Below are 10,490 nucleotides of genomic sequence, written 5' to 3'. Positions count from 1 at the left end.
GCTCCACAGAATTCGGATGCATCGAGTGCCGTCATCCCTTGAGGCCGGAGCCCGCTTCATTGCCGAGGATCTGGCGTTGGCCAAGGAAGAACGCGATCAGCGGGGGCACCACCATCACCATCGAGATGCACAGCATCGAGGTGGTGTCGATGAGCTGCGAGGACTTGAAGAACGAAAGACCGATCGGCAGCGTGAAGAGGTCCGTGTCATTCAGGAACACGAGCGGACCGAGGAAGTCGTTCCAGACCACGATCGTATGCAGGATCGCGGTCAGCACGAGTTGCGGTCGCATCAGCGGCAGGAAGATCGAGGTGAAGGTGCGGAAGTGGCCGGCACCGTCGAGCATGGCCGCTTCCTCGAGGTCACGCGGGATCGTCCGCAGGAACTGTGTCAGCAGGAAGATGTAGAAGGGTGCCCCGAAGTACGACGGCACGATCAGCGGCAGGTAGGTGTTGATCCAGCCGAGGAACGAGTACTGCATGTAGAGGGGCACGACGAGCACGTCCCACGGGATGATCATCGTGGCGAGTAGCAGCGTGAACAGTGCCTTCTTGCCTCGGAACTCGAACCTCGCGAAGCCGTACGCGACGACCGCCGACGAGAAGGTGACGCCGAGGACCGAGAGCGTCGTCACGAGGACCGAGTTGAGGAAGAACCGGGTGAACGGCTGCGAGTTCCAGGCGTCCGCGTAGTTCGACCACTCGAAACTGCTCGGCCAGAAGCTCGGCGGGTACGCGGCCTGCTCGGATGCGGGCTTCACCGAGGAGATGAACGCCCAGTAGAACGGGAAGATCAGGACGACCGCGACGGCGACCAGCACGACGTAGCGGCTGACCTGACGCGTGCTGCGTTGGATTGTCCGGCTCACATCACACCTCGTAGTAGGACCAGCGCCGCGATAGGCGCAGGAAGACCAGGGTCAGGACGAGGACGGCGATGAGCATGATCCACGCGTTGGATGCGGCATACCCGAGGTCGCCCCGGCGGAACGCGTTCTCGTAGACGAACAGGGAGTAGAAGTACGTGGCCTTGTCCGGCCCGCCACCGGTGAGGTTGAGCACCACCGTGATCTGCTGGAAGGCCGCAATGATCGAGATGATCGTGTTGAACACGATCGCGGGGCCGATCATCGGCAGAGTGATCCGACCGAACTTGCGGAACGGCCCGGCGCCGTCGATCGTCGCTGCCTCGTACAGTTCGGCGGGGACGTTCTTGAGTGCCGACAGGAAGATGAGCATCTGTGCTCCCTGCCCGAAGCAGGTCGTGAGGACCATCGCCCACATCGCGGAGCCCGGGTCGGTGAGCCAGCGCACCGGTTCACCACCGAGCGACGCGATGAAGAAGTTGAGTACGCCGCGATCGGCCAGGATCCAGCCCCAGACGATTGCAAGAGCAACGCCCGTCAGCAGAGTCGGCAGGTAGAACGCGGTCTTGAACAGTCCGACGCCGCGCACGTCGCGCGAGAGGAGGACGGCGAGGCCGAGCGAAAGACCGACCGACAGCGGGACGAGGATCAGTGCGTATCGAACGGTGTTCGACATTGCAAGGTAGAACGTGTCATCGCCGAACATGCGAATGTAGTTGTCGAAGCCGATGAACGTGCGGTCACCCACGATGCCCCAGTCGAACATCGACATCCAGAGTGAGAACGTGGCCGGGAACAGCGTGAAGGCGAGGAAGCCGACGATCCACGGGGCGATGAACAGGTACGGCACGATGCGATGCCGTCCGGAGAGGCGCATTGGGGCTCCTGAGCTCGGGCGAGGTGGGCGGAATGTGGTGGGGTGAGGGGTGAGGCCCGGCCGGTCGACCGGCCGGGCCTCATTGGCTCACAGCGATTCGATCGTGGCCTGAAGTTTGTGCAGCTGCTCGGCGACGTCGACCGTCTCGTTCGAGAAGATCTTCTCGAGCGTCGCGCCGATCTCGGCCGAGATGTCGGGCCACTCCTCGTTCTTGAGCATGGACGACTGCGTGCCCTCCGAAGAGACGAGCATGTCGAAGAACGGCTTGTTGATCGGGTCCGTCGTGAGACCCAGCTCGTCGGCGATCGAGATGCGGATCGGCATGTCGTAGGCTGCCGCGTCTCGCACATTGTCGGGGCTGGACATCCAGGTGATGAAGTCCTCAGCTTCCTTCTGGTGCTCCGTGTCCTTCGAGATCGATACGAAGCCGGCGTGGACGACGGACTTCGGGGCGTTGTCGCCGAAGGAGAACATCGGGAGGATGCCGTACGGCGTCTTGTTCTCGGTGAACGTCTGAGTGAACCACTTGCCGAACTCGAACGTGCCGAGGTCGCCTGCCATGAACACCTTCGAGGTGTCCTCCGAGGCCGGGTGCTTGCGGATCGCCGAGGCGGTCTCGTCGCCGTAGGCGAGATCGTGCAGGAACTCGACCACCTCGATGTTCTGCTTCGAGTCGACGACCGGCTTCCCGTCGTCATCGAGCCATTCGCCGCCGTTCGACAGCAGGAAGGACTCGAACGAGTAGGCGTCGGGGTTGGTCAGCTGGTCGCCGCCGAACACGCCGTCACCGGTCGCTGCGATGGCCTTCACCCAGTCGACGTAGTCGTCGGAGGTCCACGACTCGGGCGGGGTGAGATGGGCTTCCGCCGCCAGGTCGGAGTTGTAGTAGATCGCGCGGGTGGAGAACCCGGTGGGGAACCCGTAGACGTTGCCGTGCATCTCGGCGTAGCTGAACAGGGTCGGGTAGAAGTCGTCCTTGTCGGGCATCGCGTCGATGAAGTCGTTCAGCGGCTCGAGGATTGAGGAGTACGCCGGAAAGTTCCACATCTTCATGATGTCGGGGGCATTGCCGGCGCCGATCTGCGAGGTCAGCTTCTGATCGAACGCATCCCCGTAGGCCTCGAGCTTGATCTCGACGTCGTCCTGCGAGTCGTTGTACGCGTCGACGACGGACTGCAGGTGCTCGGCACCGGGGCCGGAGTCGGGTGTGGCAAAGCGCAGTGTGACCCGACCGTCGTCGGCGCCGGAACTGGCGCAGCCGGTGAGGCCGAGTGCCAGCACCGCAGCGGCGGCGGTGGCGATGCGGATGCTCTTGTGCATGGTGGTGCTCCTTCGGGGTTGAGACGCGTCACTGCGTCGGTTCGGTGGAACGGGGAGTGGAGTCGATGAACGCCCGCAGGATGCGGCGTCCGAGAGGGTTGTCGGCGATCGAGCGCGGCTGGGTGCCGTTGCCTTCGCCGTGGTTCAGAGTCGAGAACACAGTGCGCCCGCGGCCCTCGTCCCACTCGAAGAGGTACTCGCCGACGGTGTAGGTCCGGGCGTCGTACCGGCTGATGAGCGGCCGGAAGCCGGGCAGCCGGTCTCGAAGCTCGCGTCGGGAAATGAACCGGTCGCTGGCGATCGCCATGGTGGGCTCCCCAAGGTGCTCGTCGGGTAGCGCCGAGTCGAGCCATCCACCGCGGTGCGCTCGCTTGACGTTCTCGCGCCAGAAGGGCCCTCGTACGCCGGTGAAGTAGGCTCCGTCGTCGATCGCGAACGTGCGCAGGCCGATCTCGGCCGTCGCCCGGCGGATCGCCTCGTCGTAGCGCGTTGTCACGAGGGTGGATGCCTCCGCCGCGACGTCCAGGTCGGCCGTCGATGCAAGTCGTATCGCGCCCGCCGGCTGCCATCCGTCCAGCACCCCCGTCGGATCGTGCAGCAGGAACGGCGTCACCCCCGGGCCCTCGGCGGGATGCAGATCGATCGACCAACGGTTCGACGCGAGCACCCGACCCTCGAGTTCCACCCGCGCGGTGAGCGTGGCCGCCATGGTGCGGTCGAGCCCGGGATCCGGCACCGCGAAGCGCAGCGAAGTGGCTTCGCGCGAAGTCCACGCGGCCACGTCGAAGTGAGTCCGCTCCGCGACGAGCAGTCGACCGACCGCCTCAAGCTCGACGATCAATTCGCCGTCGCCGCGTCCGTTCGTGGCGTTCGCGATCACAATCGCGGCGTCGTAGGGCTTACCCGCGACCGCGTTGAACGGATCGGACACTTGGAGCCGATCTCCGCCGTGGACCCATCGTCGCCCGGCCGGCGTGGCCAGCGCCAGCGTCGCGGCCGCGTTCACCTCGGCGAACAGGTCGGGGTCGAACTTCACGCGGCCCAGGTCGTCGATGAGGCCCGCGGTGGTGATCGGCACATCGCGGAGCGTGGTGACCACGTACCCGCTCACCGAGCCGAACCGGCGAGTGAGTTCGAACACGAGCTTGCGGGTCGCCCAAGCCTGGGCGTGGCTCAGTTCGCGCAGGCCCTCGACCTCATCGACGTAGCCTTCCTCGGCGATGATCTCCTTCTGTCGGTAGATCGGCTGGTCGGAGGCGAACCCTGCGTGCACGCTGCGAAGCGGATTCACAGCGAGATCGGTCGACAGCCAGTCGGGGCCGTCCGCGGGGTCGACGATATCGGCCGCGGTGCGCCACGTGTCGGCGTCGTTGTACTCGCCGAACAGCCAGGGCCGCACCTCGCGGCGGGTCGCGGTGAAACGCTCGATCAGCGGCTCGAGCCGATGCACGTCACCGTAGAAGTGGTAGTCGTCGATGTCACTCGTCGCATCCTCGCCACCGCCGAAGCACTCCCCTGATCCCGAGTTCGCGCACACGATCGCGTCGGGGAGCCGGTCGCGGACGAGTTCGTACGCGCGATCGAGCAGGGTGGTGGGAACGGTGCCGTCGAGTTCGCAGCCGAGCGACACGAGCACCACCGAAGGATGACGGACGATCTGCTCGATGAGCCGCGGATATTGCGCGAGCACGCGCTTGGGGAGTTCACCGGCGTCCTTCGGAAGCCAGAGTGGGAGTTCCTGCCAAACGAGGATGCCGAGTTCGTCGCAGAGGTCGTAGTAGAAGTCGGGCGCCATGAACAGGCAGAACTTCACCGCGTTGAAGCCGAGAGCGCGGATCTGCTCGAGTTCCCGCCGTGCCTCCTCACGGGTGGGCGAGGGTGCGCCGAATTCGGGATAGTGCCCCCAATGCAGCACGGCTCGAAGGTGGACGCGCTCCGAACCGAGGCGAATCCAGTGTCCATCCGCGGCGAGCTCGCGGAAACCGGTACGTCGCTCGATGCGCGTTTCGAGCATGGCAGAGGTCGCATGCGTGGCGACGACCGTCACCAGAGCAGGCTTCCCAGGCGACCACATCGGGGCGTCCGGGCACGGCACGTCGAGGACGCCGATCGTGCCATCCGTTTCCGCTGTACCGATGACGTCGCCGTCGGTGCCGAAGACCTCTACTCGCACCCGACCCTCGACCGGCGCCCAGTCGACGACGAGCGCACGTTCCGCGGTGGCGATGCGGAGCGACTCCTCGGCGAACCCCGGACGCCGAGTGAGCACCACCTCGCGCCAGAGCCCTGCGAAGGGTCCCATCGTGTCGGGAACGAAGCCGAGCAGGAGGGTGCGGAAGTGCAGCGGGCTCTCGGGGTCGTAGTCGGGGAGGTCGACCTCGACCCGGAGCTCGTTGGCACCGGGGCGGAGCACGGAGCCGATGAGCACTTCGAACGCATCCCAGGCGCCCTCATGCGCTCCGCACTCGATACCGTTCACGACGACGTGACAGGCATATGACACCGCGCCGAAGCGGAGGACCTCATCGCCGTGGACGGCGTCGACGTCGACCGCGGTGCGGTAGGCGACCCGCCCGCCGGCGCGGACATCGCCGACCGCCGAGAGTGCCTCGTGCGGCACGGTGACGGGAGTCCATTCGCCGAACTCGGCGCCGCGCGGCGCATGCGCGAACTCCCACTCGCTGAGGGGCAGCGGCCGGTCGACGTTGACGTGGGTGGTGGGCATCGGGGGTCCTTCTAGTGCGCCTCGAGGCGCGCGACATCGAGTTCGGGTCGGTCCGCAGCGGTGCGGTCCAGGTAGAAGAGAGCGGTGGAGGCGAGGTCGTCCCGCAACGGCAGGTAGCGTTCGCCGCTCTGCCAGCCCAGGGCCTGGACCGTCGATCTGAGGCGCTTCTCGAAGCAGATGGGGTCGGGGAGGTGCCAACGATACATTCCGAACCTCTGCTGACTCTGGTAGAGCCCGTCCGGTCGGATGATCTGCGGAAGTCCGAGGTAGGCCGTGGTGTAGGCGGTGTACCCACTCCCTGGAACGTCGAAGTTCCACGCACCGCCGAAGTAGTCCTCGGTGCCGGTTCCGCAGATGCTCGGGTACTCAGCGTCGTCGTCGAGGAAGAACTTGACCTCGCCCTCTCCCCACCAGCCGTTCGAGTTCGACCCCCACGCGAGGTAGGTGCCGGCGTAGTGGCCCGCGCCCGTCACATCGACGAGCACGTGATCCACCAGTTCATCGACTGGGTTCGACCGCCGCCACTGCGCGTGCAGGTAGAGGTCCTCGCCGCGTTCACCGCCCTCTTCGACATCGACCTGGTAGAAGACGCGGGCTGTCGCCGCACCGACGTTCTCCAATGTGAGTCGCGCGGAACGACGGAAGGGCATCGGCCAGTAGGACGTGAAGCCGCCGTAGGGCGCAGCCACGATCATCTCGGAAGCGACCGGTGCATAGACTCCCCAGCCATTGCAGAAGAAGTCGCCATACGGCACTTCCACGGCTGGCTCGGCGTCACCGTCCCAGTACGCACGAAGTACGAGGCTCCGCCAGTTCTCACGTGCCGTTGTGGCCCAGAGGTGCGTGACTGCCCCCGGCCCGTCGAGTTCCGCGAGGGTGAGGGTCTCCCCCGCCGGCAGGTCGACACACGGCGAGATCTTCCATCCTGCCCCGAGTTCGCGGGCATTCCACGCCCCCGGGCCCTCCAGCGCTCTGCCACCTTGCGAAGCTGCACCGGTCGGATTCTCGGGTGAGAAGGAACGGGTGCGAGCCTGGCGCCGGCGCGCGATGTCGATCACCATTCCCCCGCCCGGCTGAGATACACCGCCGTGTCTGGCGGAATCACGTCCTGCACCGGTCCGGATGCGAGCAGCACGACGCTGCCACGAGGAAGCGGCACGGCCAACCGGCCGAGATTCACCCGACATTCCGTACCGCCGCGCTCGAACGCGAGGACATCGGCGCCTGCCTCGATCCAGTGCAGTGGTGCGTCGCCGAACAGATCGCGCCGCGACCGAATCACGCTCCGGTAGAGCTCGAGCGTGGAGTCGGGATCGCCCGCCTGCGCATCGACGCTGAGCGTGCCCCATTCGGCCGGCTGCGGTAGCCACGGGTCCCGGCCGCCTTCGGGTCCGAATCCGAGGGATGCCCCGGCCCGCGCCCACGGCAGCGGCACACGACATCCGTCCCGGCCGGGCTCCGTGTAACCCGATTGCCACCAAGTCGGATCTTGCCGCCGCTCGTGCGGAAGGTCCTCGTATTCAGGTAGCCCGAGTTCCTCGCCTTGGTAGACATAGAGCGACCCGGGCAAGGCCCCGACCAGCATCGCAGCGGCGCGAGCCCGTCGCATGCCGAGCGAGAGGTCGGCCGGCTCATGGGCCCATCGTCGGCGATCCCAGTCCGGCAGGATCTGGTGATCGGGCTGCGTCCGCGCATACCGGGTGACGTTGCGCGGCACATCATGGTTTGAAAGGACCCAGGTGCTGGGTGCGCCGACTTCTCGTGCCGCGGCGAGCGACCCAGCGATGGTCTCCCGAAGGACGGCTGCCGACCATGGTGCGAAGAGCAGGTCGATCTGGAACGCGGTGTGCAGCTCGTCAGGGCGCAGGTATCGGGCGAGCGATTCGTTGTCGGGAACCCATGCCTCGGCCACGAAGATGCGATCGGGCTCATAACCGTCGGCGATGCGTCGCCAGGCTCGGTAGATCTCGTGGACTCCGGGCTGGTCCCACGCGGGATGAGGCCTCACGTACTGACGGGCTGGGTCGACGGGTCCGCCGTCGGGGAGTCCGTCAGCCTTGACGAGACCGTGAGCGACATCGATACGGACGCCGTCGACCCCCCGGTCGAACCAGAACCGCAGAACGTCCTCGAACTCCTCGCGAACCTCACGATTGCTCCAGTCGAGGTCGGGCTGCTCCACCGCGTAGAGGTGAAGGTACCAATCGCCGGGGGTTCCGTCGGCCTTGGTTTCGCGGGCCCATGCCGACCCGCCGAACGCGGACACCCAGTCATTCGGGGGGAGCTCGCCGTCCACCCCCCGGCCGGGCCGGAAGAGGTACCGGGCACGCGCGGCCGGATCCCCCGCGAGGGCGTCACGGAACCAGCGATGCTGATCCGACGTGTGGTTGGGAACGATATCGATGATCACGCGAAGTCCACGTCCGTGGGCGACGTCGATGAGTCGCTCGGCATCCGCGAGTGTGCCGAACCGCGGGTCGATGTCACGGTAGTCAGCGACGTCGTAGCCTCCGTCGGCCATCGGCGACCGATACCAGGGGTTCAACCAGATCGCATCCACGCCGAGGTCCGCGAGGTAGTCGATGCGCTCGATCAGACCGGCGAGGTCGCCCTCCCCGTCACCGTCTCCATCAGCGAAGGAGCGGATGTAGACCTGATAGACGACGGCGTCCTGCCACCACCTCACCTCTGATTGCGCGACGCGCGCGACGACCGCGGGCGTGTCGAGCGTGGATTCGTGGGTCACCTTCGTCCCTGTCTTGTCGGCTTGGCTTCTCAAGCGTTTGAGTGACGCTCATACGCAGGTTTCCAATCGTCTCGGGGGGAACCCCTCGAACCCTGGCGTGACCTACGCAAGCGCTTGAGTTGGAACTGTAGGCAGTTGTCTGCGTCACGTCAAGTCCGGCGCGTTCAGCCAAGGAATTGCGCGCAAACGTTTGCGTAATCCGGCTACACTGCACACGTGACCGACTCCGCTCGCCCAGCCAACATGTCCGACGTCGCCAGGATCGCCGGCGTCTCGGTGTCGACCGTTTCGCGCGCCCTGTCGGGAGCTTCCGGGGTGTCCGCCGCCACCCGCGCCGAGATCAAGCGCATCGCCGGCGAACTCGTGTACACGATCTCGCCAGACGCTTCACGCCTCGCGACCGGTCAGACTCGGCGCGTTGCCGTGGTGGTCCGTGACACCGAGACCTGGTTCTACTACGCGATCCTCGGCGCGATCGAGCCGGTGCTCCGTTCGGCCGGTTACGACGTGCTCTTCTACCGAGTCTCGTCGGAAGCCGAACGCGACGCGTTCTTCGACGAACTACCTGCACGCCGAAACGTCGACGCGGTGATTCTCGTCGCCGTGCCGTTGTCGAACGAACAAGTCGAGCGGCTTGGCGACATGGCTGTACCGATCGTGATCGCCGGGTCATGGATCGACCACTACACGTCGATCCACATCGACGAGACACGGGCCGCGCGGCAAGCAATGAATCATCTGATCCAGCTCGGTCACCGCCGGATCGCACGCATCGGAATCACCGATCCCGAGGGTGACCCTTGGCAACCGGACGCGGGGCGCGACGCCGGATATCGCGCCGCGCTCGAGGCAAGCGGGATCGACTTCGACCCACAGCTCAACGTACGGATGGAATTCTCACTCGACGGGGGCGCGCGAGCCATGGACCAGCTGTTGAGTCTCGATGAGCCGCCGACCGCGGTGTTCGCGTTCTCCGACGAGGTCGCGATCGGCGCAATGCGTTCGCTGCGCCGAGTGGGGCTCCACGTGCCGGGAGACGTTTCGATCGTCGGCGTCGACGACCACCCGATGGCGGAGCTGTCCGACTTGACGACCGTGCGTCAGCCAGTGCGCGAAATGGGCACGCATGCCGCGCGACTCGTCATCGACACGCTCGGCGGCAACACGGTCGAGGGCAACGTCGAGCTGTCGACCCAACTCGTGGTGCGTGGCTCCACGGCGAGCCCGAGAGGCCTTCAGTGGAGGTCGTAGCACCTTCGACGTGCCGCGAATGCTCTGAGGCAGGGTCACGGGCGCCCTCAATCGGTGGACCGACGGAGTCAGGTTCAAGCCGGTCGCTGTAGCGCAACCGAGCCTCGGCGCGCACCACGGGGGCACGCTCCGGCCCACACGGAAGGGTCGCGGCCCGCGGTGTGCGTGACGCAGGTCGTGGGCTACACCGGTTCGAGGCCCGGGAACGGGTGGCGATTTCTCACTCATACGAGACAGGTGCACGAGCCGTGCCGCGCGATCACGAGTGCCCCCGAGGCGCACCTGGTGCGGAGAAAGCAAAATCCGGCACAGCATCGCGCTGCGCCGGATTCTCGCCGAGTCGGTCAGTCTTCATTCCCTTGATAGGGATCGAAAACCACGTCTGACCGGGACTACTTGGTTGCGGGGGCAGGATTTGAACCTACGACCTCTGGGTTATGAGCCCAGCGAGCTACCGAACTGCTCCACCCCGCGGCACAAGAGATGACTCTAGCACGGGATCGGGGCGCCCTCAAATCGGCGCGAACGCGCGCCACCGACGGCGCGCGACCGTTGGCGACACCCGACAACGGGTCACGGGTTTCGTCGCGACATCCGCAATGTTTGTAAAGAGTCCTTCCATACTTGGGCTGCCCTTCGATAGCGTCTCGCCCAACCCGGGACGAGGTCTGCGGCAGGTGTGTGGGTGGTGCCGACCGGGTTCCGG

Annotated in this window: 6 protein-coding genes and 1 tRNA gene; 1 reads left to right on the top strand and 6 read right to left on the bottom strand. The window is 66.0% G+C overall.

Features of this window, described 5'->3' with window-relative positions:
* Nucleotides 1-31: 31 nt before the first annotated feature.
* From FLP10_RS14920 to FLP10_RS14900, 5 genes are all read right to left on the bottom strand, one after another.
* A complete protein-coding gene (locus FLP10_RS14920) occupies nucleotides 32-868 on the bottom strand; it encodes a carbohydrate ABC transporter permease (protein WP_210418417.1) in 837 nt (278 codons plus the stop codon).
* Nucleotide 869: 1 nt separating this feature from the next.
* Entirely contained in the window at nucleotides 870-1,742 is an 873-nt protein-coding gene (locus FLP10_RS14915) for a carbohydrate ABC transporter permease (protein WP_149161590.1), read from the bottom strand.
* A gap of 87 nt (nucleotides 1,743-1,829) precedes the next feature.
* Nucleotides 1,830-3,062 carry an ABC transporter substrate-binding protein gene (locus FLP10_RS14910; protein WP_149161589.1) on the bottom strand — a complete coding sequence of 411 codons (1,233 nt, stop codon included), beginning with the start codon at nucleotides 3,060-3,062 and terminating at the stop codon, nucleotides 1,830-1,832.
* Between the two features lie 2,736 nt (nucleotides 3,063-5,798).
* Entirely contained in the window at nucleotides 5,799-6,848 is a 1,050-nt protein-coding gene (locus FLP10_RS14905) for a glycoside hydrolase family 172 protein (RefSeq protein ID WP_149161588.1), read from the bottom strand.
* On the bottom strand, nucleotides 6,842-8,533 hold the full coding sequence (locus tag FLP10_RS14900) for a glycoside hydrolase family 13 protein (RefSeq protein WP_210418416.1): 1,692 nt from the start codon (nucleotides 8,531-8,533) through the stop codon (nucleotides 6,842-6,844). Before FLP10_RS14900 ends, FLP10_RS14905 begins: the two co-directional genes overlap by 7 nt.
* Before the next feature lie 243 nt (nucleotides 8,534-8,776).
* Here FLP10_RS14900 and FLP10_RS14895 point away from each other — a divergent pair, with 243 nt between their 5' ends.
* Nucleotides 8,777-9,784, top strand: a complete 1,008-nt coding sequence (locus tag FLP10_RS14895; RefSeq protein WP_149161587.1) for a LacI family DNA-binding transcriptional regulator — start codon at nucleotides 8,777-8,779, stop codon at nucleotides 9,782-9,784.
* A 397-nt stretch (nucleotides 9,785-10,181) separates the two neighbouring features.
* Here the strand turns inward: FLP10_RS14895 and FLP10_RS14890 are convergent.
* A tRNA-Met gene (locus FLP10_RS14890) sits at nucleotides 10,182-10,258 on the bottom strand.
* Nucleotides 10,259-10,490 lie beyond the last annotated feature (232 nt).

The organism is Agromyces intestinalis, from assembly GCF_008365295.1.
Classification (GTDB): domain Bacteria; phylum Actinomycetota; class Actinomycetes; order Actinomycetales; family Microbacteriaceae; genus Agromyces; species Agromyces intestinalis.
This window is presented reverse-complemented; position numbering and strand designations above follow the sequence as displayed.